The organism is Pseudomonas sp. NPDC088885 (assembly GCF_044750025.1).
Taxonomy (GTDB): Bacteria; Pseudomonadota; Gammaproteobacteria; order Pseudomonadales; family Pseudomonadaceae; genus Aquipseudomonas; species Aquipseudomonas rustica.
The window spans coordinates 15,979-38,615 of the sequence record NZ_JBIVJB010000036.1; the positions used below are offsets into that span (position 1 = coordinate 15,979).

Below are 22,637 nucleotides of genomic sequence, written 5' to 3' on the forward strand. Positions count from 1 at the left end.
GAGAGCTCCCCCATGACTGATTCCCCCGAGCGCGACGAACGCCATCTGGCGCGTATGCAGCGCAAAAAAGCCGTGATCGACGAACGCATCGCCAACTCGCCCGACGAGTGCGGCCTGGTGCTGGTGCTGACCGGCAATGGCAAAGGCAAAAGCAGCTCGGCGTTCGGCATGCTCGCCCGCGCCATGGGCCACGGCATGCAGTGCGGCGTGGTGCAGTTCATCAAGGGCCGCAACAGCACCGGCGAAGAATTGTTTTTCCGCCGCTTCCCCGAACAAGTGCGCTTCCACGTGATGGGCGAGGGCTTCACTTGGGAAACCCAGGATCGCCAGCGCGACATCGCCGCCGCCGAAGCTGCGTGGGCTGTGTCCCGCGAACTGCTGCGTGATCCGTCGATCGGTCTCGTAGTGCTTGATGAACTGAACATCGCCCTCAAGCACGGCTACCTCGATCTCGATCAGGTGCTCAGCGATCTGCAGGCGCGTCCGCCGATGCAGCACGTAATCGTCACCGGTCGTGCGGCCAAGCCGGAAATGATCGAAATGGGCGACACGGTCACCGAAATGGGCATGCTCAAACACGCCTTCCAGGCCGGCATCAAAGCGCAGAAAGGCGTCGAACTTTGAATCAACCACGTCACTGCCCGGCGGTACTCATCGCCGCGCCGGCCTCCGGTCAGGGCAAGACCACCGTCACCGCCGCGCTCGCCCGTTTGCATCGCAATCAGGGGCGCAAGGTGCGCGTGTTCAAATGCGGTCCGGACTTTCTCGACCCGATGATCCTCGAACGCGCCAGCGGTGCGCCGGTGTATCAGCTTGATATGTGGATGGTCGGCGAGCAGGAAAGTCGTCGGCTGTTGTGGGAAGCCGCCGCCGAGGCGGATCTGATTTTGATTGAAGGCGTAATGGGTCTGTTCGACGGTACGCCGTCCAGCGCCGATCTGGCTCGGCACTTCGGTGTGCCGGTGCTCGGCGTGATCGACGGCACGGCCATGGCGCAGACCTTTGGTGCGTTGGCGCTAGGCTTGGCCAAGTATCAGCCGGATCTGCCGTTTGCTGGCGTGTTGGCTAATCGTGTCGGCACCTTGCGCCATGCGCAGTTGCTCGAAGGCAGTCTCACTGAAGGCTTGCGTTGGTACGGCGCGTTGTCGCGCGAGACCGGTATCGAACTGCCGAGCCGGCATCTTGGTCTGGTGCAAGCCAGTGAATTGAATGACCTTGATGTGCGTCTCGACGCCGCCGCCGAAGCGCTCGCCAGCAGTTGCGAGGTAGCGCTGCCACCGGCCGTGGAATTTGCCGCGCCTGATGTAATTGCTGTCGAGCCGTTGCTGAAAAATGTGCGCATTGCCGTCGCCCGTGATGAGGCGTTTGCCTTCACTTATGGCGCGAGTCTGGATCTGTTACGTGCGATGGGCGCCGAGTTGAGCTTCTTCTCGCCGATCCGCGATACGCAATTGCCTGAGGCGGACAGTCTGTATTTGCCCGGTGGTTATCCGGAATTGCATCACGTCGCGCTGGCGCAGAACACCGCGATGGTTGCGGCGATCCGTGCGCATCATGCGGCGGGGAAGCCGTTGCTCGCTGAGTGCGGCGGGATGTTGTATTTGCTCGATTCGTTGACTGACGTTGAAGGCACTCGCGCTGAGCTGGTCGGGTTGTTGAAGGGCGACGCAGTGATGCAGAAACGTCTGGCGGCGTTGGCGTTGCAAGCGGTCGATCTGCCGGAAGGCTCGTTGCGTGGGCACACGTATCATCACTCGTTGACGACGACTAAGCTGACGCCGATTGCCCGGGGGTTGAGCCCGAATGGTGGGCGTGGGGCTGAGGCGGTTTATCGTGAGGGGCGGATGACGGCTTCTTATGTGCACTTTTATTTTCCGTCGAATCCTGTGGCTGTCGCTGCGTTGTTTGCGCCCACCCTTGAGGATGCTATCGCGAGCAGGCTCACTCCTACAGCGGGCGATGGTGTGCCTGACGAAACGCAATCCCCTGTAGGAGCGAGCCTGCTCGCGAAGGGGCCATGACAGACAACGCATTTTCTGATGCCGAACGCGAAGCGGTGTATCGGGCAATAGCCGAACGCCGCGACATGCGCCATTTCACCGGCGGCACCGTCGAACCTGATCTGCTACGCCGACTTCTGGAAGCCGCCCACCAGGCCCCAAGCGTCGGCCTGATGCAGCCTTGGCGCTTCATCCGCATCAGCGACCGAACCCTGCGCAGCCAAATCCAGCACCTCGTCGAAGAAGAGCGCATCCGCACCGCCGAAGCCCTCGGCGAGCGCAGCGACGAGTTCATGAAGCTCAAGGTCGAAGGCATCAACGACTGCGCCGAAGTGTTGGTCGCGGCGCTGATGGATGATCGCGAAAAACACATCTTCGGTCGCCGCACGCTGCCGGAAATGGACATGGCTTCATTGTCCTGCGCGATTCAGAATCTGTGGCTGGCCTCGCGCGCCGAGGGTTTGGGCATGGGCTGGGTCTCGCTGTTCGAACCGCAAGCGCTGGCGGATTTGTTGAAACTGCCGGCAGGCGCCAAGCCGCTGGCGGTTTTGTGTCTGGGCCCGGTCAAGGAATTCTATCCGGCGCCGATGCTGGTGCTCGAAGGGTGGGCGCAGGCGCGGCCGCTGAATGAGTTGCTGTATGAAAATTATTGGGGAGTGAGTCAATGAGTGTGGCGTTGTTGAGTGTCGCCGCGGTTGCGCTGGATGCGCTGCTCGGTGAACCGAAACGCTGGCATCCGCTGGTGGCGTTCGGCAATTTCGCCGGGCGCATCGAGCAACGTTTCAACGGTGAAGGGCGCGGCTGGCGCAGTCATGGCGTCACCGCGTGGGTGATCGCCGTGCTGCCGCTGACACTGCTGGCGACGGCGTTTTCCTGGGCGCCTTATGTCGGTTGGATCGTCGAGATTCTCGCGCTGTATTGCGCCCTCGGCATGCGCAGCCTCGGTGAACATGTCGCCCCGGTCGCTGCGGCGTTGCGCGCGGATGATCTGGACGAGGCGCGCACGCGTGTCGGCTATCTGGTCAGCCGTCAGACCGATGAACTCGATAGCACTGCGGTCGCCCGCGCCGCCACCGAATCAGTGTTGGAAAACGGCAGTGACGCGGTGTTCGCCGCGCTGTTCTGGTTTGTCGTGGCCGGTGCGCCCGGCGTGGTGCTCTATCGCTTGAGCAACACGCTCGACGCGATGTGGGGCTATCGCAACGAACGTTTCGAACGTTTCGGCTGGGCGGCGGCAAAAATCGACGACGTGTTGAACTACATTCCTGCGCGTCTGGTGGCATTGACCTACGCAGTGCTCGGCAAAACCCGACTCGCCTTGAAGTGCTGGCGCACACAGGCGCCGAAGTGGGACAGCCCCAACGCCGGCCCGGTGATGGCCGCAGGCGCTGGTGCGCTCGGTGTGGAGCTGGGCGGCCCGGCGATTTACCACGGCGAACTGCACGAGCGTCCGCAACTGGGCGAAGGCGCTCGCGCCGACGCCGATTCCATCGACCGTGGCTGGCAATTGGTGCAGCGCGGGGTATGGTTATGGTTGCTGATTCTCTGCGTGGGGGCTGAATTCTATGCTTGAGCACGGTGGCCGGCTGCGCAAGGCTGCACTCGATTACGGTATCGCCGAAGCCGACTGGCTCGACCTGTCCAGCGGACTCGCGCCGTGGCCATTTCCGGTCCCGGAAATCCCCTTGCGTGCCTGGGCCCGTTTGCCGGAAACCGATGACGGTCTGGAACAAGCGGCGTGCGATTACTACGGAGCAAACCAGGTACTGCCGGTGGCCGGTTCGCAGATGGCCATCCAGCTGCTGCCGCGTTTGCGTCGCGCCGGCAAGGTCGGCGTGCTGTCGCCGTGCTATGCCGAACACGCTGAAGCCTGGCGCCGCAACGGTTACATCGTGCGCGAAGTGCAGGAGCAGGAAGTCGAGTTCTATCTGGACAACCTCGACGTGCTGGTGGTGGTCAATCCGAACAATCCAACCGGCCTGAGCCTGACTCCGGCGAAGTTGCTCGACTGGCATGCGCGACTGGCGCAGCGCGGCGGTTGGCTGGTGGTCGATGAAGCGTTCATGGACAACACGCCGCAGTTGAGCCTGGCGGCGCACGCGCATCAGGTCGGACTGATCGTGTTGCGTTCGTTCGGCAAGTTTTTCGGCTTGGCCGGTGTACGTTTGGGCTTTGTATTGGCCGAGCGCAAATTGCTCCGTTTGCTCGCCGAACAGGTCGGCCCGTGGGTCGTCAGCGGGCCGACGCGGGTGCTCGGTCAAGCCTGTCTGCAAGACACTGAAAATCACACACGCCAACGGATTCGCAGCGATGAAGCGAGCGAACGGCTGGCGACGCTGCTTGAGCGCTACGGCTCCAAACCGCAGGGCGGCTGCGCGTTGTTTCAGTGGCTGATCACTGATCAAGCGCAAACGCTGTACGAATTCATGGCCCGACGCGGCATTCTTCTGCGCCTCTTCACGCACAACAGCAGCCTGCGTTTCGGCTTGCCTGCCGACACCGCTGAAGAAGCGCGTCTCGAACAGGCTTTCATCGCTTTCACCAAGGACAAACCATGACCACCCTGATGGTGCAGGGCACCACTTCCGACGCCGGTAAAAGCACACTGGTGACGGCGCTGTGCCGCTGGGCGACGCGTCAAGGCGTCGCGGTTGTGCCGTTCAAACCGCAGAACATGGCGCTCAACAGCGCCGTGACGGCGGACGGTGGCGAGATCGGTCGTGCGCAAGCGGTGCAGGCGCAAGCGGCGTTCCTCGAACCGCACACCGACATGAACCCGGTGCTGCTCAAACCGAACAGCGACACCGGCGCGCAAGTGATTATTCATGGTCGCGCGGTCACGTCGATGAACGCGGTGGCCTATCACGACTACAAATCCATCGCGATGAAAGCGGTTTTGGCTTCTCACGAGCGACTCAGCGCTGCGTATTCGCTAGTGATGGTTGAGGGCGCGGGCTCGCCGGCCGAGATCAATCTGCGTGCCGGTGACATCGCCAACATGGGTTTCGCCGAAGCGGTGGATTGCCCGGTGCTGCTGATTGCCGACATCAATCGTGGCGGGGTTTTCGCCCATTTGGTCGGCACACTGGAACTGCTTTCGCCGAGTGAACAGGCGCGGGTCAAAGGCTTCATCATCAACCGTTTTCGCGGCGACATCGCCTTGCTGCAACCGGGCCTTGATTGGCTGGAGGAGCGCACCGGCAAACCGGTGGTGGGCGTGTTGCCGTACGTGATGGATCTGCATCTGGAAGCCGAGGACGGCATCGATCAGCGCCAGACCGACAAGGCTGAGCAAGTGCTGAAAGTGCTGGTGCCGGTGTTGCCGCGCATCAGCAACCACACCGATTTTGATCCGCTGCGTTTGCATCCGCAGGTCGATCTGCAATTTGTCGGGCCAGGGCAGGCGATTCCTGCGGCCGATCTGATCATCCTGCCGGGCTCGAAAAGCGTACGCAGCGATCTGGCGTATCTGCGCGCCAATGGCTGGGACACGGCGATCAATCGGCACTTGCGTTACGGCGGCAAAGTGCTGGGGATTTGTGGTGGTCTGCAGATGCTCGGTGAGCAGGTGCATGATCCGCTCGGCTTGGAAGGCGCGCCCGGTTCGAGTGCGGGTCTAAGTTTGCTGGCGTTTGCAACGACGCTTGAAGCCGAGAAGCAATTGCGCAATGTGCGTGGGCGTTTGGCGTTGGAAGATGCCGAGGTCAGTGGCTATGAAATTCATGCTGGCGTGACGACCGGGGCGGCGCTGGAGAATGCGGCGGTGCATCTGGATGATGGTCGTTGCGACGGTGCGCAGAGCGTTGATGGGCAGGTGTTTGGCACGTATCTGCATGGCTTGTTCGAGTCACCGGCGGCGAGTGCGGCGTTGCTGCGTTGGGCCGGGTTGAACGATGTGCAGGAAGTGGATTACCACGGGTTGCGCGAGCGCGATATCGAGCGCTTGGCGGATCTGGTGGAGAAGCATCTGGATACCGATCTGTTGCGTCAGCTCTGTGGGATTTGAGGTGGGTTCAATGGCCTCATCGCGAGCAGGCTCACTCCTACAGTTGACCGTGTTCCCTTGTAGGAGTGAGCCTGCTCGCGATAGCGCCAGTCGTCTCAATCCATAATTTTCAGGATGTCCCCATGCTCCAACTGATCCTCGGCGGCGCCCGCTCCGGCAAAAGCCGTCTGGCGGAAAAACTCGCCAGCGAAAGTAATCTTGCGGTCACCTACATCGCCACCAGCCAACCGCTCGATGGCGAAATGAGCGATCGCGTTGCCCACCACCGCGCCCGTCGCCCAGCCGAATGGGCGCTCATCGAGGAGCCCCTCGAACTGGCCCGCGTCCTGCGCGAATCCGCCCGCGCCGAGCGTTGCCTGCTGGTCGATTGCCTGACCCTGTGGCTGACCAATCTGCTGATGCTCGACGACGCCGAACGCCTCGCCGCCGAACGTGAAGCCTTGCTTAACTGCCTGGCCACGCTGCCGGGGGAAATCATTTTTGTCAGCAACGAGACCGGAATGGGTGTCGTGCCGCTGGGCGAATTGACTCGCCGCTACGTCGATGAAGCCGGTTGGCTGCATCAAGCTCTGGCTGAGCGCTGTCAGCGTGTTGTCCTGACCGTCGCCGGCCTGCCTCTGACTCTGAAAGGATCTGCGCTATGACCCACACCTGGTGGCTGAACCCGTGCAAACCGGTGAACGCCGATATCGTTGAGCAAGCCGCCGCGCGCCAACAGCAACTGACCAAACCGGCCGGTTCGCTGGGGCAACTGGAAGCGGTGGCGGTGCAACTCGCCGGTCTGCAAGGCCAGGTCAAACCGACGCTGAAAGAGATCTGGATCGCGATTTTTGCCGGCGACCACGGCGTGGTCGCTGAAGGGGTTTCGGCGTTCCCGCAGGAAGTCACCGGGCAGATGCTGCTCAACTTCGTCAGCGGCGGCGCGGCGATCAGCGTGCTGGCGCGTCAGCTCGGCGCGCAGCTGGAAGTGGTCGATCTGGGCACCGTTAATCCCGCGCTGAACCTGGCGGGTGTGCGTCACTTGAATATCGGCCCGGGCACGGCAAATTTCGTTCAGGGCGCGGCGATGACCCAAGCCCAAGGCGAACTCGCGCTGCAGGCTGGTCGTGACAGCGTGCTGCGAGCGAGAGCGGCCGGCGCGCAGTTGTTCATCGGCGGCGAAATGGGCATCGGCAACACCACGGCCGCCAGCGCGCTGGCCTGTGCTTTGCTCGATTGCCCGGTGGTGCACCTGACGGGCCCCGGTACCGGGTTGAATACCGAAGGTGTCAGCCATAAAGCCCAAGTGATCGAGCGCGCACTGGCGTTGCATGCGGCCCAGCGCGGTGATGCATTGCAGACGCTGTTCAATCTCGGTGGCTTTGAAATCGCGGCGCTGGTTGGTGCGTATCTGGCGTGCGCGCAGGAAGGCGTTGCGGTGCTGGTCGACGGTTTTATCTGCACGGTCGCGGCGCTGGTCGCGGTACGCCTGAATCCGGCGTGTCGCGAGTGGCTGCTGTTCGGTCATCGCGGCGCCGAGCCGGGCCATCGTCATGTGCTGGAAACCCTCGGCGCCGAGCCATTGCTGGAACTCGGTCTGCGTCTGGGCGAAGGCAGCGGTGCGGCGCTGGCGGTGCCACTGTTGCGTCTGGCTTGCGATCTGCACGGGCAGATGGCGACGTTCGCCGAAGCGGCGGTGGCGGATCGCCCGGCATGACCTTGCGCCTTGATCTGCTGCGTCACGGTGAAACCGAACTGGGTGGCGGCTTGCGCGGCAGTCTTGATGATGCGCTGACCGAAAAAGGCTGGGCGCAGATGCGTGCGGCGGTGATCGAGGGCGGGCCTTGGGATCGTTTGGTCAGCTCGCCGTTGCAGCGTTGCGCGCGGTTTGCGGCGGAGCTGGGTGAGCAGTTGAATCTGCCGGTGCACCTCGACAAAGATCTGCAGGAGCTGCATTTCGGCGCGTGGGAAGGGCAGAGTGCGGCGGCTTTGATGGAAACCGATGCTGACGCGTTGGGTTTGTTTTGGGCCGATCCGTATTCATTCACGCCGCCGCAGGGTGAACCGGTCAGCGACTTTTCCACGCGAGTGTTGGCGGCAGTGGCTCGGCTGCATACCGCATATGCCGGTGAGCGAATTTTGCTGATCAGCCACGGTGGCGTCATGCGTTTATTGTTGGCGCAGGCGCGAGGTTTGCCGCGTGAGCAATTGCTCAATGTTGAAGTGGGGCATGGCGCGCTGTTTGCGCTGACGGTCGACACTGACGGTTCATTCAAGGAAGGTCACTGACATGTTGCCGCTGTGGATCGCCCTGCAATTTCTCAGCAGCCTGCCGATTCGTCTGCCGGGGATGCCTGAGCCGGAACAGCTTGGGCGTTCGCTGCTGTTTTATCCGCTGGTGGGATTATTGTTTGGTGTGATCCTGTGGGCGCTGAATCTGGCATTGGCGGGGGCGCCGTTGTTGCTGCATGCGGCGTTGCTGCTGACGGTTTGGGTGTTGCTCAGCGGCGCGTTGCACCTTGATGGTCTGGCCGATAGCGCGGATGCCTGGCTCGGTGGGTTTGGTGATCGCGAGCGCACGCTGACGATCATGAAAGATCCGCGCAGCGGGCCGATTGCCGTGGTCACGCTGGTGCTGGTGTTGTTGCTCAAGTTTGCCGCGTTGCTGGCGTTGATCGAGCAAGGGCATGGGCTGGTGTTGATCATCGTACCGGTGCTTGGGCGGGCGGCGTTGCTGGCGTTGTTTCTGACCACGCCGTATGTGCGTGCGGGTGGGTTGGGGCAGGCATTGGCGGATCATTTGCCGCGTCGGGCCGGGTGGTGGGTGCTGGGCCTCAGTGCGTTGGTCTGTGTGCTGATTGCCGGGTTCAGCGCCGTTGTTGCGGTGGTGATTTCTGTCGGGGCGTTTGTCTGGCTGCGGCGGATGATGATGCGGCGGTTGGGCGGGACGACGGGCGATACGGCGGGGGCGTTGTTGGAATTGCTGGAGGTGGGGGTGTTGGTGGGATTGGCGCTGGCCTGAGAGGTCTCTATTGTTGATGCCGACGTCTTCGCGAGCAGGCTCGCTCCCACATTTTGAAATGCAATCCCCTGTGGGAGCGGGCTTGCTCGCGAAGACGGTCTGACAGACACCGAATATTCTTGGGTAAACTCATCTGTAACTTGATTTAACACAGTCGCGGGTATATACACGCATCATGCTTACCTCTCAGTGTTTGTGCACCAACCTGCGTCGCGCCGCGCGTGGCGTCAGCAGGCATTACGACGGCGCTCTCGACGGCTTCGGGATCAACGTTGCGCAGTATTCTTTGCTGTGCAACCTGCAACGTCTCGATCAACCAAGCATCTCGGAACTCGCCGAAGCCATGGGGCTGGATCGCAGCACACTCGGGCGCAATCTGCGCGTGCTCGAAGGTGAAGGCCTGGTGGCGCTGGCCGAGGGCGAAGACATGCGTAACCGCATCGTCCGGCTCACGGAAATCGGTGCGCAACGTCTGGCAGATGCACTACCGGCCTGGGAGGCGGCGCAGCAGCGATTGATCGATCGACTGGGTGCTGAGAAGCGTGAAACCTTGCTAAAATTGCTGGACGAACTGGCGTAACGGCCGGTTTTTCCGATCTCAAGCGGGTATATACCCGCGACTGGAGAATAATAATGACATCGATGTGGCGTACGTGCGGTTGGGTGTTGGTCGGCAGTGCGCTGATTCTCGCGTTGTCATTGGGCGTGCGGCACGGCTTCGGTCTGTTTCTGTCGCCGATGAGCGCGCAGTTTGGCTGGGGCCGCGAGGTGTTCGCCTTCGCCATCGCTTTGCAGAACCTGATCTGGGGCCTGGCGCAGCCATTCACCGGCGCACTGGCTGACCGTTTCGGCGCGGCGAAAGTGGTGCTGGTCGGCGGCGTGCTCTATGCCGCGGGCCTGATCTGCATGGGCTTGTCGGATTCGGCGGTGACGCTGTCGCTGAGTGCTGGTTTGCTGATTGGCATCGGCCTGTCCGGCACCTCGTTCTCGGTAATCCTCGGCGTCGTCGGTCGTGCAGTGCCGCCGGAGAAACGCAGCATGGGCATGGGCATTGCCAGCGCGGCCGGTTCGTTCGGCCAGTTCGCGATGTTGCCGGGCACGCTCGGCCTGATCGGCTGGCTCGGTTGGTCGGCGGCGCTGTTGGTGTTGGGTCTGCTGGTGGCGCTGATTGTGCCGCTGGTGAGCATGCTCAAGGACAAACCGCTGCCGGTGCTCGGCCATGAGCAAACTCTGTCTGAAGCCTTGCGTGAGGCCTGTTCGCATTCGGGTTTTTGGTTGCTGGCGTTCGGCTTTTTTGTCTGTGGTTTTCAGGTGGTGTTTATCGGCGTGCATCTGCCGGCGTATCTGGTTGATCAGCATCTGCCGGCCAGCGTTGGAACCACGGTGCTGGCGCTGATCGGGCTGTTCAACATCTTCGGCACTTACACGGCTGGTTGGCTTGGCGGGCGCATGTCGAAACCGCGTTTGCTCACGGCGCTGTATCTGTTGCGCGCGGTGGTGATTGTGCTGTTCCTCTGGATGCCGGTGACGACCACCTCGGCGTATCTGTTCGGCATGGCGATGGGCTTCTTGTGGCTGTCGACGGTGCCGTTGACCAACGGTACGGTGGCGACCTTGTTTGGTGTGCGCAATCTGTCCATGCTCGGTGGCATCGTGTTCCTGTTCCATCAACTCGGTTCGTTCCTCGGCGGCTGGCTGGGCGGGGTGGTGTATGACCGAACCGGGAGTTATGACTTGATCTGGCAAGTGGCGATTCTGTTGAGTCTGTTGGCGGCCGCACTGAACTGGCCGGTGCGCGAGCGTCCGGTGGCCCGCCTGCAAGCCGCAGCGGGCGCCGCATGAGCCGATTCTGGCCACGTCTCCTCTTTGTCGCACTCGGCGCCGCATTGTTGGCGCTGGTGTGGTGGGGCTGGCATCAGGGCGGTCTGGCGTTGATGCAGTTGGGCATGAGCATTTGCTAGAAGCAGGCGTGGCGAGTAACGTCGAAGTCTGACGACTTCTCAAGGATGTACGACATGCTAATGCGCTGGTGTGCTGTTCCCGCGTTGCTGTTGGCGTTGACGGGCCTGGCCCAGGCCGCTGACTGTCCGGAATTGCTGCAAGGCTCGCTGCAAAAATTGCGCGCCAAGGACTCCATCGACCTGTGCAAACAATACGCGGACAAGCCGCTGGTGGTGGTCAACACCGCCAGCTTCTGCGGTTTCGCGCCGCAGTTCGAAGGCCTTGAGGCGCTGCATAAGCGCTATGAAGGGCAAGGGCTGGAAATGCTCGGCGTGCCCTCCAATGACTTCAAACAGGAGTCCAAGGACAGCGCTGAGACCGCCAAGGTCTGCTACGCCAACTACGGCGTGACGTTCGCCATGACCGAACCACAGAAAGTCCGTGGCGATGACGCTACGCATATGTTCCAGGTGCTGGCCGCGCAGAGCAGTGCGCCGAAGTGGAATTTCTATAAATATGTTGTCGATCGGCAGGGCAAGGTGATCGCCAACTTCTCCAGCCTGACCAAACCGGATGATCCGGAATTCATCGCCGCGATCGAAAAAGCCATCGCCTCAAAACCCCTCAAACCCTGACCTTCAGCGGGTTCGCCCGAATCCTGTAGGAGCTGCGGCACGCTGCGATCTTTTGATCTTAAAGGTCAAAATCAAAAGATCGCAGCGTGCCGCAGCTCCTACAAAGTTTTGCTCGCAGGCACAAAAAAGCCCCGCTTTCTGCAAAGAGAGCGGGGCTTTTCAGTGGGCGAGGGGTTAGCCCCGCCCGGCAGCATCAGAAGCGATAAGTCGCGCCAACACCGAAACCGTTTGCCGAGTTTTCATACTTGGCGTCGTAGGTCTGGCCACGATCGTTTTCGTTGCGGATCTTGATCGACTCTTCTTTCAGGTACGAGTAAGCGACGTCGATGGTCAGGTCTTCGGTCGGGCTCCAGCCAGCACCGATGCTGAAAATCGTACGGTCGCCAGTCGGAATACGTGGCGAACGGTCGACGTTGTTGGTCGGCGACTGGTCGAAGGTCAGACCGGTACGCAGTACCCATTCCTTGTTCAACTGATACGAAGTACCCACGGCGTAAGCCCAGGAGTCGTGCCAGTTCTGGTCTTCGGTGATTTCGCCGAACTGACCGGCCAGTGCAGGCTGCACGCCCGAGTTCTCGACGGTGATTTTCTTCAACTGGCTCCAGCGGGTGAAGGTCGAACCGGCGTAGACATTCCACTGATCGTTGATCGCCTGGGTCACCGAGAAGTCCAGGGATTCAGGCGTAGTGATCTTCAGCGAAGCGTCGTACTTCTGGTTCGGGTTCGCGCCGATCAGGCCCAGCACACCGTAGTTGACCTTGGTGTTGCCTTCGAGCTTGTAGTCGACTTTCGAGTGGTAGGTCATGCCCAGACGCGTAGTGTCGGTGGCTTGAACCAGCACGCCGATGTTGTAGCCCAGTGCGGTGTCGTCACCCTTGATCTTGACCTTGCCATCTGGCGCGGCCTGAGTGATCGACAGGTTGGATTCCAGCGAGCCGTCGATACGGTTGATGGTCGGACCGAAGCCGATCGACACCACGTCGTTGAACTTGTAGCTCACGGTTGGCTGGAAGGTGATGACTTGTACTTCGGACTTGCTGCCGAAGTAACGGCCGGCAAAGCCGTTTTCGTAATCGGTGATCAGGCCGAACGGCACGTAAACGCCGAGGCCGAATGCCCAATGATCATCGATTGGTTTGACGTAGAAGCCCATAGGTACGGAGGTGAAGGGCACCATGTCGCCTTTGTTGCTGCCGCCGTTAGGGCTGGAGCTGGCGTCGCTGATATCGGTTTTTGCGTCGAGGAATGCAACACCGCCAGTGACTTGTTCGCGCGTGAGGCGCGACATGCCGGCAGGGTTACCATAAACAGTGCTTGCGTCGTCGGCAGAAGAAGATCGCCCGGCGTACCCAGTCCCCATCCCGCTGATGCTGTGTTCGTTGATGGCAAAGCCAGCTGCGAAAATCTGGGTGGATGCCATGGTAACGGCGAGGCTAAGGGTGGTTTTGAGCATTACTTTTTTCATTATTAGAACTCCTGGTGATCACCGGGGCGAAAATTACCAACATTTTCGCTCCGGCGCTATAGTCCGTATGCCTTGAGTTAGAGCGGTTTTGTAGGACAATCCGACCAGATTCGCGACCCGTTACACGATCTTGCGAAACCGGTGGGTCAACAAGCGACCTGATTCATCGGTGAAACACAGGTCTGCCAGGCGTAGGTGAAATCGCGCAGACGACCCTGAGGCTGAAACGTCTGACGCCAGATACGCGCCATTCCGAGCAAATCAGCCGGGTCGGGGAGGGTGGGGTTTTGTTCTTCTACCAGCAGCCAGGCGATGGCGGTGGCGTAACGCAGATTGACGGTTAATTCCAGGTGTGGGCCGCTGAGAAAAGCATGCTGACTGGCGAGGCCGCGTACCAGGCTTGCGCGCTCCGGATCAAGTGCCAGGTATTCATCCCAAAGGGCTTGATGACGATGCTCGGCAATGCGGTAGAGGCCGTGGCCACGGCGGTCATGCAGGGCAGAACCCAGGGCTGACTGACTGGCGGCGATGCCCAGCAACAGGGCTTCGGCAGTTGCGCAGTGGCGTCCCAGGTAGATCAACGTAGGACGGATCACATAGCGGCACAGTTCGCTGGCAGCGATACCCATAAATCCCTCGGTTCTTGTTATTGATGGCGAGTCCTGAAGGGGGGGCTTGGCAGCAGTGGATCGGTTCAGGCTCGCCGCAAGCGGATCACGCCGCTTGAGTTGAAGTGTAGTGTCATATTCGCGACGTAAAGGCCTGTTTTTAAAATATTTCCGGCTGCGCGGAATATTCGTTATATCCGATGGTGCTTAGCCGCTGAGGGGTAAAAGCGAAACATCGGGCAATAAAAAGCCCCGCATTTTGTGCGGGGCTTTTGCTTTTGCAGCCTTTTCGGCTATCAGGCAACCAGTGCCTGACGGGTACGATCGATCACGGCCTGCAGCGGTTCAGCGCTGGAGTACTGATCGGGGTAAAGACGCTCGCTGTGGCGGGCGATACCGTGTTCGTTGACCAGTGTGAAGCTGAAGCAGCCTTTGCGAGCGGCCATGATCAGGCAGTTCATCGGAGCAAAAGCATTGGTTAGGGTGCGAATGGCATCCTGAGTATGGATTTGAGTAGACATAGTTATTAGGTGTTCCTACAAATGACACGGATAAGAACCGTGCAACGTTAAAACGTTCCAGTGACGACGACCACCATTGGTCGAACGAAGAACCCGACTGGAACAAAGCAGCCAGTTTGAAGCGCTGATAAGTTGGCGCGCTTGGGCTGGCAGGTAGGTACTTAGGAGGGCAGGCAACACATCAAGGGCAAAGGTTCTGGGCCCGGGGTGAAGATCCTGATCAATTTGCAGGTTGGTTCGGTCAGAGTAAGTGGCCTTCGCAACACCCTTTGCTTCATTCAAAGGCTGTGTTGTCGCAAGATTTACCTGGAAACCATCGAGGGGTCGCTCCCGCTTTTTTCGGCGATTGGCTTCTTGGTAGAAGGTTGACCGTGGGGATGTGTTCGACCGGAATTGACTTTCAGCTTGGTACTAACGCCGCGGATACTAACGGATCAAAAAGTACAAAGCAAACCCAATGCTGAAAAAGATTGCAGGGCGCTATGGATTCTGCTTGTCGATCCGGCGGATCGCCCCGTATTGGCCCACATTAAGACCGTCGGTCGGTGAAACAATTTTCATCAAGCGCCGCGCCAGACAGCCTTATCCCCAGGCAAGGGTGGAAAACGACCCGAAAAAGCGCACCCCTAAAACCGGGTAACAGGTACTTGTGCACATTAGTTGCGCGCACTGTCACATCAATCCTGACCCCGATGGCTGCCTGCATCGAAAGTTTAAGTCAATGAAAAACATCGGTTTTTTTTGTTGGTGAAAAAATCGTCAGTTTGACTGCGAGCCCCATTCCACAAGGGTTTGCGAGGGTTCAGGGGCGGTTGTCCACTGAGTTATCCACAGCTTCTGTGGATTGTCCCGAGCGCTTGCTCTAGCACGGGCGTGCCGGGTTTTTTTCGGACTTTACCTGTAAGAAAAAGAGAGTAGAGTGGCGCGCCTTCCGATCTGTCCCACAGTGCTTTATGAAGTTTCGCTCAGTATCAGACTCTGTTACCTCAGAACCCCCTCGTGTTACCCCGCCCAAGCGATTTTCTGTGCGCGTGGCCGAATGGCTGCTCGACAGCCCGCGCCTGAGCGACAGCCACAACGCCAAACACCTTGCCGGTCGCCTGCTCAAGCAGCCTGCGCGCGAAGGCGTGGTCGCTGCGCAAAGCCGTCTCGGCCAATTGATGTGCCGCGAGTGCGGTAACGCTCGCGACCGCCGCATCGGCCAGGATCTGCTGCGTTCAGCTGCCCGTGCCGGCGACCGGCGTGCGCAGCAGGAACTCGGTCTCATCGAAGACTGAGCTGTCCAAGACCTGACACCTTGGTTAACCTTCAGGCTTTATTGGATGGGCAGGAATCTCTATGGCGATGGACTTGACCAGCGTATTGCTCGGTCTCGCGGCAGCGGGGTTGCCATTGCTGGCGCTGGCCTGGCAACTGCAGCGCCGGGCGAGCAACGGCCAAGCCGACGTGGCCCTGCTCGAAGAGCGGCTGGCCATGGCGCAACTGGCGCAGGACGGCCTCAACGCTCAGCTTGAGGCGAGCCGCGATGAAGTCGCTGATCTGGGCCAGGCCAACGCCGCGAAACAGGCTGAACTGGCGGCCCTGCGCCGTGAAGTCGAGTTGCTGCAGATCGAGCGCGACGACGCCCGCGACGCCTCCCACGCCTGGAACATCGAACGTGCCAGCAAAGAAGCCGAACTGCGCCGTCTCGACGCGCAAGCCGCTTCGTTGAACGCCGAGCTGCGTGAGCAACAGGAAAGCCATCAACAACGCCTCAGCGACCTGCAAGGTTCGCGCGATGAGCTGCGCGCGCAGTTCGCCGAACTGGCCGGCAAGATCTTCGATGAGCGCGAGCAGCGTTTCGCCGAAACCAGCCAACAGCGCCTCGGCCAGTTGCTCGATCCGCTGAAAGAACGCATCCAATCCTTCGAAAAACGTGTGGAAGAAAGCTATCAGGCTGAAGCCCGCGAGCGCTTTTCGCTGGCCAAGGAGCTGGAGCGTTTGCAGGCGCTCAACCTGCGCCTGAGCGACGAAGCGACCAACCTGACTCGTGCCCTCAAGGGCCAGAAAACCCAAGGCAATTGGGGCGAGCTGATTCTCGAACGGGTGCTCGAACACGCTGGTCTGGAGAAGGGCCGCGAGTACCAGACACAGGTCAATCTGAAGGGCCCGGACGGCGAGCGTTTCCAGCCCGACGTGGTGATTTATCTGCCGGGCGACAAGCAGGTGGTGGTCGACTCGAAAGTCAGTCTGACCGCGTATCAGCAATACGTCGCCGCCGAAGACGACACCCTCGGCCAGATCGCGATCAAGCAGCACGTACTGTCCCTGCGCAATCACGTCAAAGGCTTGGCCGGCAAGGATTACAAGCGTCTGGAAGGCCTGCACAGCCTTGATTTTGTTTTGCTGTTCGTGCCGATCGAAGCAGCGTTCTCGGCGGCGTTGCAGGCTGAACCGTCACTGTTTCAAGAGGCGTTCGACCGCAACATCGTTATCGTCAGCCCAACTACCTTATTGGCGACATTGCGGGTCATCGACAGTCTGTGGAAGCAGGAGCGCCAGAGCCAGAACGCCCGGGAAATCGCCGAGCGTGCCGGTTGGCTGTACGACAAGTTCGTGCTGTTCATTCAGGATCTGGACGAGGTCGGCAATCGTCTGCAACAACTGGACAAAGCCTACAGCTCAGCGCGCAACAAACTGACAGAAGGGCGCGGCAATCTGGTCAGCCGCAGTGAACAGCTCAAACTGCTCGGGGCGCGAGCGAGCAAGAGCTTGCCGGCGGATCTGCTGGAGCGGGCGATGACCGATGTTGATGGCTTGGTTGAATTGCCGGAATAAAGATCAAAAGATCGCAGCCTGCGGCAGCTCCTACAGGGGATTTTTGTCGAACACAAAAATCTGGTCTGACACCGAACCTGTAGGAGCTGCCGAAGGCTGCGATCTTTTGCTTTTAGAGCGGCACATACCGACTCAACAACGCCCGCAACGCCGCCGGTTTCACCGGTTTCGCCAGATAATCCAGACCCGCCGCATGCACCTGCGCCACCGTTTCCGGCCGCCCATCCGCACTGATCACCACCCCCGGCACCGGCTCGCCCAACGTCGTGCGTAACCACGCCATCAACTCAGTCCCGGTGTCGCCGTGATCCAGGTGGTAATCCACCAATGCCAGTTGCGGCCGCACGCCATCCTTAAGCAACGCCGCACATTCCTCGCGATTGCGCGCCGTCCACACCTGACAGCCCCAGCGGCTGAGCAAACTGTTCATGCCAATCAAAATGCTGTCTTCATTGTCGATGCACAGCACCTGCGCGCCGCCCAGCAACTTGCCGTTCAACTCGACGGCGGCGTTGGCCGGCACGGTTTGCGTCGGGGCCAGTGGCACGCTGACGCTGAACACACTGCCGCGCCCCGGCCACGAACGCACGCGCAACGTATGGCCGAGCACGCGGCACAAGCCATCGGCAATCGCCAAGCCAAGCCCCAAGCCTTTTTCGGCGCGGGTCTGGTGGCTGTCGAGGCGTTTGAATTCTTCGAAAATCACCTGCAGCTTGTCCTCCGGAATCCCCGGTCCGCGATCCCACACTTCCAGCGACAATTCTCCCCCGCGCCGACGCACGCCGAGCAGCACCGGGCCTTTGGCGTAGCGGAACGCATTGGTGAGGAAGTTCTGCAAAATCCGCCGCAGCAATTTGCTGTCGCTGTCGATGCGCAGATGACTGCCACGCACGCGGAAGGTCAGGCCTTGTTCTTGCGCCAATGCCTTGAATTCGGCGCCGAGAATATCGAACAGCTCATTGAGCGCAAACGGCTTGCGATCCGGGTTGATCTTGCCGTTTTCCAGGCGCGAGATATCCAGCAGATCGCTGATCAAGTCTTCGGCTGAACGCAGCGAACTGTCGAGGTGCTGCACCAGTTTCTGCGCCTCGCTGCTCAAGCCATCGTCCTGATGGGAGAGGGCGGCGGAGAACAGGCGGGCGGCGTTCAACGGTTGCATCAAGTCGTGGCTGACCGCTGCGAGGAAGCGGGTTTTCGACTGGTTCGCTGCCTCGGCGGTGCCCTTGGCTTCGGTCAGCGCGACGTTGAGTTGCGACAGTTCCTGCGTGCGCTCGCTGACCCGTTGTTCCAGGCCTTCGTTGGCCTCGGTCAGCGCCTGCTCGGCCTCGCGGAACGCAGTGATGTCGGTGAAACTCATGACGAAACCGCCGCCCGGCATCGGGTTGCCGATCAGTTCGATCACCCGACCGTTGGGGAACAGCCGCTCGGAGGTGTGTGCACGGCCCTGACGCATCCAGTGCAAACGGCGGGCAACGTGTACTTCGGCTTCGCCGGGGCCGCACAAGCCGCGCTCGGCGTTGTAGCGAATGATGTCGGCAATCGGCCGGCCAACGCTGATCAAACCGTCCGGGTAGTTGAACAGCTCCAGATAGCGTCGATTCCACGCCACCAGTTTCAGCGATTGGTCGACCACGCTGATGCCTTGGGTGATGTTCTCGATCGCGCCTTGCAGCAGGGCGCGGTTGAACTGCAACACTTCCGACGCTTCGTCGGCGATCCGGACTACGTCCTCCAGCTGCATTTCCCGACCTTCGATGGCGGCTTTTACTACAGCGCGCGTCGAAGAAGCGCCAAGCACACCGGCCAACAAGCGCTCGGTGTGGGCGATCCATTCGCCGTCGGCGTTCTGGTTCGGGTTGAAGCCTTTGCCCTGACGGTAAGCGAAACGAATAAAGCTCTGCCGCGCGCGTTCTTCACCGACAAACCGCGCCGCCAGTTGCAGCAAATCGTCGATCTGCACCGCCAACATTGAGCGGGCACTTGGCCGTGCGCTGATCTCCTGACCGATAAAACGCCCGGCCTGCCAGTGTTCCGATACCCGCGTGCGCGACAGCACCGAGACCCACGCGAACAAGGTGAAGTTACCGGCCAGCGACAGCACCACGCCTTGTGTCAGCGGGGTGATCGGCAAGTTCAGTGGATTGCTGTGCAGCCACGCCAGCCCCGGAAAACTGCTCAGGGACAAGCCCAGGCTGTGCGCGGCAATCGGCAGAATCAGCGTGTAAAACCACAGGAAAGTACCGGCAGCGAGACCGGCAAAAACCCCGCGCCGGTTAGCCTGTTTCCAGTACAGCGCGCCGAGCATGGCCGGGGCTAATTGGGTGACAGCGGCGAAGGCAATCTGGCCGATGGTCGCCAGGCTCGCGGTGGAACCGAGCAGGCGATAGCTGACATACGCCAGCAACAGAATCACCACGATGCTGACGCGGCGCACCGAGAGCATCCACTGACGAAACACTTCGAACGGGCGCTCGGCGTTATTTCGGCGCAGCAACCACGGCAATAGCATGTCGTTAGAGACCATGGTCGACAACGCTACGCTGGCGACAATGACCATGCCGGTCGCCGCCGAAGCACCACCGATAAACGCCAGCAGCGCCAGCGCCGGATGGGCTTGAGCGAGCGGCAAACTGATCACAAAGGAGTCGGGGAGTACGTCGCTCGGTAACAACATCTGACCGGCGAGGGCGATCGGGACTACAAACAGCGCGGCCAGTGCGAGGTAGGCCGGGAACACCCATTTGGCCAGACGCAGATCCTGCGGGTCGATGTTCTCCACCACGGTGACGTGAAACTGCCGGGGCAGGCAGATGATCGCCATCATCGCCACGCCGGTCTGCACCACCATCGATGGCCAGTTAATGGTTTCTTTCCAGTATTCCTCGAGGCGCGGGGCGAGCATTGCCTGGTTGAACAGGTCATCGAAACCGTCGTACAGACCAAAAGTGACGAAGGCGCCGACCGCGAGAAAAGCAAACAGCTTGACCAGCGACTCAAAGGCAATCGCCAGCACCATGCCGCGGTGGTGCTCGGTGGCGTCGAGGTTGCGCGTACCGAAGACGATGGTGAACAGCGCCAGCACCAGCGACACGATCAGCGCCGTGTCCTGCGCGCGGGTGCCCATGGCGTCGGCACCGGCGCCGATCAACAGGTTCACGCCGAGGACGATGCCTTTGAGTTGCAGGGCGATGTAGGGGAGGACGCCGACCAGGCAGATCAGCGCGACGACCACCGCCAGCGATTGCGATTTGCCGTAGCGCGCGGCGATGAAGTCAGCGATGGAGGTGATGTTCTCCTGTTTGCTGATCATCACCATTTTCTGCAGCACCCACGGCGCGCCGAGCAGCAGCAGGATCGGCCCGAGGTAAATCGGCAGGAATGACCACAGTTGTTCGGCGGCCTGACCGACCGCGCCGAAGAATGTCCAGCTGGTGCAATAAACCGCCAGCGACAGGCTGTACACCCAGGCACGCATCCGCGGCGGCAAAGGCGCGCTGCGACGGTCGCCGTAGAAGGCGATAGCGAACATGATGGCCATATAGGCCAGGGCGACGGCGGCGATCAGCCCGGTGGACAACGACATGCAACACTCCCGACAGAAGACTCCCCGGCAACCCTGTCCGGGCCAACAGTCTCGCATGAGTGCGGCGGTTAGTCAGTGTCGACCAAGGTCGTGGCGTGGCGGGGTGTCGCAGGGGTGGAACCGGGTGGTTTCTCGGGTGACCGGGCGGGCCTCTTCGCGAGCAAGCTCGGCTCCTACAAGGGCATGTGTTCCTCTGTAGGAGCTGAGCTTGCTCGCGAAGGCGTCAGGTCTGCTGCAACGCGATATCGATCAGCCGATGCAGTTCTTCCACCTCCAGCGCCGCCGCCGAAAACAGGATCCGGAATACCACCGGCGCCACCACCAGGTTGATCAACCGATCTACACTCGGCGCGGTTTCATCCGGATGCCGTTCAATGATCGTCTGCAACTGCGCGCCAATAATCGTCACGCAATACCCCGGCGTCGCGCTCGCTTGCACGTCGCGCATCATGTTGCGGCCGGGCTCGGAGCTCATCTCGTCGAGATACTGCTCGGCCCACGCACGAATATCGCTGCGCAAACTGCCCGTTGCTGCCGGCTCGCTGTCCGGGCGCATGCGGGCGAGGGCGACGTCTGCGAGCAACGCCGCCAGATCCCCCCAGCGACGATAAATTGTCGACGGCGTCACCCCCGCGCGTGCGGCGATTTGCGGCACGGTCACGGTCGAGCGCTCCTGCTCTTGCAGGAGCGCGTGGACTGCCGAATGAATCGACTCTTGCACCCGGGCACTGCGGCCGCCGGGGCGTAAACCTTCTTTAATAGCCATGCGGCAGACCTTAACACAAAGAATTTGCTTTAAGCGCGAGGCGGTAGCACACTCCGCAAAAGCAAAAAATTAGCTTTTGCGGAGTGTGCCAATGACCAGCCCCTTGAATAACGTCGTTTCAAACCGCTCCAGCCTGTGGTTTCTGGCGATCACCTTACTCAGTTTTCTCGCCGCTTCCACCGCGCCGACGCCGTTGTATCACCTGTATCAGGATCAACTGCATTTCTCGGCGGTGGTGCTGACACTGATCTTCGGCGTGTATGCGCTCAGTCTGTTGGCGGCGCTATTAACAGTGGGTTCGCTGTCCGATCACGTCGGGCGCAAACCGGTGATTTTTACCGCCGTGCTGCTCAATGCCTTGGCGATGCTGCTGTTTATCTACGCCGACAGCGTCACATGGTTGATCAGCGCGCGCGTCCTGCAAGGTTTCGCCACCGGCATGGCCACTGCGGTGTTGAGCGCGACGTTGCTCGATACGGATCGCCAGCAAGGGCCGTTGATCAACAGCGTCGCGCCGCTGTTGGGAATGGCGTTGGGCGGTTTGGGTTGCGGTTTGCTCGCGGAATTTGCTCCGGCGCCGTTGCAACTGACCTATTGGCTGCTGCTCGGATTGTTTGTGTTGCAGGGGATTTATGTCTGGCGTCTGCCGGAAAGTGTCTCTCCGCAAGCCGGGGCCTGGGCGTCATTAAAGCCGACGCTGCACGTGCCGGCTCAGGCGCGTTCAACCCTGTGGCGAGTGCTGCCGTTAAACACTGCGACCTGGGCGCTCGGTGGTTTTTACGCCTCGCTGGCACCGTCATTGGTGCGCACGGCCACCGGTTCGACGTCCAACCTGATCGGCGGCTCGACCGTGGCGGCGTTGACTCTGACTGGTGCGCTGATGATCTTTACCCTGCGCAATCGCAGCGCCAAACAAGCCTTGCGGCTGGGCGCGAGTTTGCTGCCGATGGGTCTGGTGCTGATCTTGCTCGGCGTGCACAGCGCAAGTCTTTCGCTGTTCTTCCTCGGCACGCTGGTCGCCGGTTGTGGGTTTGGCTCGGGCTTCCTTGGCGCAGTGCGCAGCTTGGTTCCGCTGGCATTGCCTCACGAACGGGCCGGTTTGATGTCGGCGTATTACGTGCTCAGCTACCTCGCGTTCTGCCTGCCGGCATTGTTGGCCGGTTATCTGGCTCGCACCTATGGCTTGCTGGCAACCACTGATGGCTACGGCGCGGTACTGATCGTGTTGGCAGTCGGCGCGTTATTGCTCAGCCTGCGCGCCAAAGCAGTCAAGGTGTGCAGCGCTCCCTGAGTT

Annotated in this window: 22 protein-coding genes; 17 read left to right on the forward strand and 5 right to left on the reverse strand. The window is 60.8% G+C overall.

Annotated features, from left to right (window positions below; genetic code table 11):
- The first annotated feature begins 12 nt into the window (after positions 1–12).
- From cobO to ACIP1X_RS16120, 14 genes are all read left to right on the forward strand, one after another.
- The gene (gene cobO / locus ACIP1X_RS16055) at positions 13–624 is read left to right on the forward strand and encodes a cob(I)yrinic acid a,c-diamide adenosyltransferase (RefSeq protein ID WP_003223053.1); all 612 of its coding nucleotides are present in this window, start codon (positions 13–15) and stop codon (positions 622–624) included.
- Positions 621–2,021, forward strand: a complete 1,401-nt coding sequence (locus ACIP1X_RS16060; protein ID WP_400753466.1) for a cobyrinate a,c-diamide synthase — start codon at positions 621–623, stop codon at positions 2,019–2,021. Before cobO ends, ACIP1X_RS16060 begins: the two co-directional genes overlap by 4 nt.
- Positions 2,018–2,668 carry a 5,6-dimethylbenzimidazole synthase gene (bluB, locus tag ACIP1X_RS16065; RefSeq protein ID WP_400753469.1) on the forward strand — a complete coding sequence of 217 codons (651 nt, stop codon included), beginning with the start codon at positions 2,018–2,020 and terminating at the stop codon, positions 2,666–2,668. Before ACIP1X_RS16060 ends, bluB begins: the two co-directional genes overlap by 4 nt.
- A complete protein-coding gene (gene cbiB / locus ACIP1X_RS16070; RefSeq protein ID WP_400753472.1) occupies positions 2,665–3,573 on the forward strand; it encodes an adenosylcobinamide-phosphate synthase CbiB in 909 nt (302 codons plus the stop codon). The genes bluB and cbiB overlap by 4 nt, the downstream gene beginning before the upstream one ends.
- Positions 3,566–4,558 (forward strand): threonine-phosphate decarboxylase CobD, encoded by a 993-nt coding sequence (cobD, locus tag ACIP1X_RS16075; protein WP_400753475.1) that lies wholly within the window; start codon positions 3,566–3,568, stop codon positions 4,556–4,558. The genes cbiB and cobD overlap by 8 nt, the downstream gene beginning before the upstream one ends.
- Positions 4,555–6,006, forward strand: a complete 1,452-nt coding sequence (locus tag ACIP1X_RS16080) for a cobyric acid synthase (protein WP_400753478.1) — start codon at positions 4,555–4,557, stop codon at positions 6,004–6,006. Before cobD ends, ACIP1X_RS16080 begins: the two co-directional genes overlap by 4 nt.
- Before the next feature lie 122 nt (positions 6,007–6,128).
- Positions 6,129–6,650: a bifunctional adenosylcobinamide kinase/adenosylcobinamide-phosphate guanylyltransferase gene (gene cobU, locus ACIP1X_RS16085; protein ID WP_400753480.1), complete on the forward strand. Its 522-nt coding sequence runs from the start codon at positions 6,129–6,131 to the stop codon at positions 6,648–6,650.
- On the forward strand, positions 6,647–7,702 hold the full coding sequence (cobT, locus tag ACIP1X_RS16090; protein ID WP_400753482.1) for a nicotinate-nucleotide--dimethylbenzimidazole phosphoribosyltransferase: 1,056 nt from the start codon (positions 6,647–6,649) through the stop codon (positions 7,700–7,702). The genes cobU and cobT overlap by 4 nt, the downstream gene beginning before the upstream one ends.
- The gene (cobC, locus tag ACIP1X_RS16095; RefSeq protein WP_400753484.1) at positions 7,699–8,274 is read left to right on the forward strand and encodes an alpha-ribazole phosphatase family protein; all 576 of its coding nucleotides are present in this window, start codon (positions 7,699–7,701) and stop codon (positions 8,272–8,274) included. Before cobT ends, cobC begins: the two co-directional genes overlap by 4 nt.
- Position 8,275: 1 nt before the next feature.
- Positions 8,276–9,007, forward strand: coding sequence for an adenosylcobinamide-GDP ribazoletransferase (locus ACIP1X_RS16100; RefSeq protein ID WP_400753487.1), 732 nt, complete (start codon positions 8,276–8,278; stop codon positions 9,005–9,007).
- A 175-nt stretch (positions 9,008–9,182) separates the two neighbouring features.
- Positions 9,183–9,587, forward strand: coding sequence for a MarR family winged helix-turn-helix transcriptional regulator (locus ACIP1X_RS16105; protein WP_053118559.1), 405 nt, complete (start codon positions 9,183–9,185; stop codon positions 9,585–9,587).
- Between the two features lie 53 nt (positions 9,588–9,640).
- Positions 9,641–10,849 carry an MFS transporter gene (locus tag ACIP1X_RS16110; protein WP_400753489.1) on the forward strand — a complete coding sequence of 403 codons (1,209 nt, stop codon included), beginning with the start codon at positions 9,641–9,643 and terminating at the stop codon, positions 10,847–10,849.
- Entirely contained in the window at positions 10,846–10,968 is a 123-nt protein-coding gene (locus ACIP1X_RS16115) for a hypothetical protein (RefSeq protein WP_400753491.1), read from the forward strand. The genes ACIP1X_RS16110 and ACIP1X_RS16115 overlap by 4 nt, the downstream gene beginning before the upstream one ends.
- A gap of 54 nt (positions 10,969–11,022) precedes the next feature.
- Positions 11,023–11,583 (forward strand): glutathione peroxidase, encoded by a 561-nt coding sequence (locus tag ACIP1X_RS16120; RefSeq protein ID WP_400753494.1) that lies wholly within the window; start codon positions 11,023–11,025, stop codon positions 11,581–11,583.
- Between the two features lie 193 nt (positions 11,584–11,776).
- Here ACIP1X_RS16120 and ACIP1X_RS16125 read toward each other — a convergent pair whose 3' ends face one another.
- The 3 genes from ACIP1X_RS16125 to ACIP1X_RS16135 all read right to left on the reverse strand — a co-directional run bounded on the left by ACIP1X_RS16125 (position 11,777) and on the right by ACIP1X_RS16135 (position 14,177).
- The gene (locus ACIP1X_RS16125; RefSeq protein WP_053118570.1) at positions 11,777–13,048 is read right to left on the reverse strand and encodes an OmpP1/FadL family transporter; all 1,272 of its coding nucleotides are present in this window, start codon (positions 13,046–13,048) and stop codon (positions 11,777–11,779) included.
- Positions 13,049–13,194: 146 nt separating this feature from the next.
- Positions 13,195–13,677 (reverse strand): hypothetical protein, encoded by a 483-nt coding sequence (locus tag ACIP1X_RS16130; protein ID WP_400753497.1) that lies wholly within the window; start codon positions 13,675–13,677, stop codon positions 13,195–13,197.
- Positions 13,678–13,952: 275 nt separating this feature from the next.
- Positions 13,953–14,177: a hypothetical protein gene (locus ACIP1X_RS16135; protein ID WP_003214941.1), complete on the reverse strand. Its 225-nt coding sequence runs from the start codon at positions 14,175–14,177 to the stop codon at positions 13,953–13,955.
- A 953-nt stretch (positions 14,178–15,130) separates the two neighbouring features.
- On the opposite strand from ACIP1X_RS16135, the gene ACIP1X_RS16140 reads away from it, so the two are divergent.
- Together ACIP1X_RS16140 and rmuC are read left to right on the forward strand one after the other, a co-directional pair.
- Complete coding sequence (locus tag ACIP1X_RS16140) at positions 15,131–15,454, forward strand: hypothetical protein (RefSeq protein ID WP_082341407.1); 324 nt, start codon at positions 15,131–15,133, stop codon at positions 15,452–15,454.
- A gap of 175 nt (positions 15,455–15,629) precedes the next feature.
- Entirely contained in the window at positions 15,630–16,994 is a 1,365-nt protein-coding gene (rmuC, locus tag ACIP1X_RS16145; protein WP_178124210.1) for a DNA recombination protein RmuC, read from the forward strand.
- 112 nt (positions 16,995–17,106) lie between these two features.
- Here the strand turns inward: rmuC and ACIP1X_RS16150 are convergent, their stop codons facing one another.
- The gene (locus ACIP1X_RS16150) at positions 17,107–20,577 is read right to left on the reverse strand and encodes a NahK/ErcS family hybrid sensor histidine kinase/response regulator (protein WP_400753500.1); all 3,471 of its coding nucleotides are present in this window, start codon (positions 20,575–20,577) and stop codon (positions 17,107–17,109) included.
- Positions 20,578–20,800: 223 nt separating this feature from the next.
- A complete protein-coding gene (locus ACIP1X_RS16155; RefSeq protein WP_400753502.1) occupies positions 20,801–21,343 on the reverse strand; it encodes a TetR/AcrR family transcriptional regulator in 543 nt (180 codons plus the stop codon).
- A 91-nt stretch (positions 21,344–21,434) separates the two neighbouring features.
- Between ACIP1X_RS16155 and ACIP1X_RS16160 the strand changes: the two genes are divergently transcribed.
- Positions 21,435–22,634 carry an MFS transporter gene (locus ACIP1X_RS16160; RefSeq protein ID WP_400753504.1) on the forward strand — a complete coding sequence of 400 codons (1,200 nt, stop codon included), beginning with the start codon at positions 21,435–21,437 and terminating at the stop codon, positions 22,632–22,634.
- Positions 22,635–22,637 lie beyond the last annotated feature (3 nt).

Coding starts and splice junctions, on each gene's coding strand:
- cobO (WP_003223053.1), top strand. CDS start 13: ATGACTGATTCCCCCGAGCGCGACGAACGCCATCTGGCGCGTATGCAG.
- bluB (WP_400753469.1), top strand. CDS start 2,018: ATGACAGACAACGCATTTTCTGATGCCGAACGCGAAGCGGTGTATCGG.
- cbiB (WP_400753472.1), top strand. CDS start 2,665: ATGAGTGTGGCGTTGTTGAGTGTCGCCGCGGTTGCGCTGGATGCGCTG.
- cobD (WP_400753475.1), top strand. CDS start 3,566: ATGCTTGAGCACGGTGGCCGGCTGCGCAAGGCTGCACTCGATTACGGT.
- ACIP1X_RS16080 (WP_400753478.1), top strand. CDS start 4,555: ATGACCACCCTGATGGTGCAGGGCACCACTTCCGACGCCGGTAAAAGC.
- cobU (WP_400753480.1), top strand. CDS start 6,129: ATGCTCCAACTGATCCTCGGCGGCGCCCGCTCCGGCAAAAGCCGTCTG.
- cobT (WP_400753482.1), top strand. CDS start 6,647: ATGACCCACACCTGGTGGCTGAACCCGTGCAAACCGGTGAACGCCGAT.
- cobC (WP_400753484.1), top strand. CDS start 7,699: ATGACCTTGCGCCTTGATCTGCTGCGTCACGGTGAAACCGAACTGGGT.
- ACIP1X_RS16100 (WP_400753487.1), top strand. CDS start 8,276: ATGTTGCCGCTGTGGATCGCCCTGCAATTTCTCAGCAGCCTGCCGATT.
- ACIP1X_RS16105 (WP_053118559.1), top strand. CDS start 9,183: ATGCTTACCTCTCAGTGTTTGTGCACCAACCTGCGTCGCGCCGCGCGT.
- ACIP1X_RS16110 (WP_400753489.1), top strand. CDS start 9,641: ATGACATCGATGTGGCGTACGTGCGGTTGGGTGTTGGTCGGCAGTGCG.
- ACIP1X_RS16115 (WP_400753491.1), top strand. CDS start 10,846: ATGAGCCGATTCTGGCCACGTCTCCTCTTTGTCGCACTCGGCGCCGCA.
- ACIP1X_RS16120 (WP_400753494.1), top strand. CDS start 11,023: ATGCTAATGCGCTGGTGTGCTGTTCCCGCGTTGCTGTTGGCGTTGACG.
- ACIP1X_RS16125 (WP_053118570.1), bottom strand. CDS start 13,048: ATGAAAAAAGTAATGCTCAAAACCACCCTTAGCCTCGCCGTTACCATG.
- ACIP1X_RS16130 (WP_400753497.1), bottom strand. CDS start 13,677: ATGGGTATCGCTGCCAGCGAACTGTGCCGCTATGTGATCCGTCCTACG.
- ACIP1X_RS16135 (WP_003214941.1), bottom strand. CDS start 14,177: ATGTCTACTCAAATCCATACTCAGGATGCCATTCGCACCCTAACCAAT.
- ACIP1X_RS16140 (WP_082341407.1), top strand. CDS start 15,131: ATGAAGTTTCGCTCAGTATCAGACTCTGTTACCTCAGAACCCCCTCGT.
- ACIP1X_RS16150 (WP_400753500.1), bottom strand. CDS start 20,577: ATGTCGTTGTCCACCGGGCTGATCGCCGCCGTCGCCCTGGCCTATATG.
- ACIP1X_RS16155 (WP_400753502.1), bottom strand. CDS start 21,343: ATGGCTATTAAAGAAGGTTTACGCCCCGGCGGCCGCAGTGCCCGGGTG.
- ACIP1X_RS16160 (WP_400753504.1), top strand. CDS start 21,435: ATGACCAGCCCCTTGAATAACGTCGTTTCAAACCGCTCCAGCCTGTGG.